This window comes from Streptomyces sp. M-16 (assembly GCF_052114405.1).
Classification (GTDB): Bacteria; Actinomycetota; Actinomycetes; order Streptomycetales; family Streptomycetaceae; genus Streptomyces.
Genome location: NZ_JBFRER010000306.1, coordinates 1 through 797, shown reverse-complemented (window position 1 = coordinate 797; position 797 = coordinate 1). Strand labels below are relative to the sequence as shown.

Here is a 797-nt window from a genome sequence, read left to right as displayed (position 1 = left end):
GTGGAGGCGCCGGTGACCATGTTGCGGGTGTACTGCACGTGGCCGGGGGTGTCGGCGAGGATGAACCGGCGGCGGGCGGTGGCGAAGTAGCGGTAGGCCACGTCGATGGTGATGCCCTGCTCGCGTTCGGCGCGCAGGCCGTCGGTGAGCAGCGCCAGGTCCGGGGCGTCCTGGCCGCGGTCCTGGGAGACCCGCTCGACGGCTTCGAGCTGGTCCTCCAGGACGGATTTCGAGTCGTGGAGGAGGCGGCCGACCAGGGTGGACTTGCCGTCGTCGACGGAGCCGGCGGTGGCGAAGCGCAGCAGCGTGGTGGTGCTGAGCTGCTCGGTGGTGGTCGTCATGGTTAGAAGTACCCTTCGCGCTTGCGGTCTTCCATCGCGGCTTCGGAGAGCTTGTCGTCGGCGCGGGTGGCGCCCCGCTCGGTGAGGCGGGAGACGGCGATCTCGGCGATCACCGTGTCGAGCGTGGTGGCGTCGGAGTCGACGGCCCCCGTGCAGGACATGTCGCCGACGGTGCGGTAGCGCACGAGGCGCTTGTGGACCGGTTCGGTGTCCTTGGGGCCGCCCCAGTCGCCGGCCGTCAGCCACATGCCGTTGCGCTGGAAGACCTCGCGTTCGTGGGCGAAGTAGATCTCGGGGAGTTCGATCTCCTCGCGGGCGATGTACTGCCAGACGTCGAGCTCGGTCCAGTTGGAGAGCGGGAAGACGCGGACGTGCTCGCCGGGGGCGTGGCGGCCGTTGTAGAGCTGCCACAGCTCGGGGCGCTGGCGGCGGGGGTCCCACTGGGAGAACTCGTCG

At 70.1% G+C, this 797-nt stretch carries 2 protein-coding genes; both read right to left on the bottom strand.

Annotation, left to right across the window (positions count from 1 at the left end; translation table 11 throughout):
* A partial coding sequence (locus AB4039_RS42255; RefSeq protein ID WP_442273312.1) for a GTP-binding protein occupies positions 1-341 on the bottom strand: 341 nt, incomplete at its 3' end.
* Between the two features lie 2 nt (positions 342-343).
* Positions 344-797 (bottom strand): sulfate adenylyltransferase subunit CysD (gene cysD, locus AB4039_RS42250; protein ID WP_442273311.1); only part of this gene is annotated, 454 nt, incomplete at its 5' end.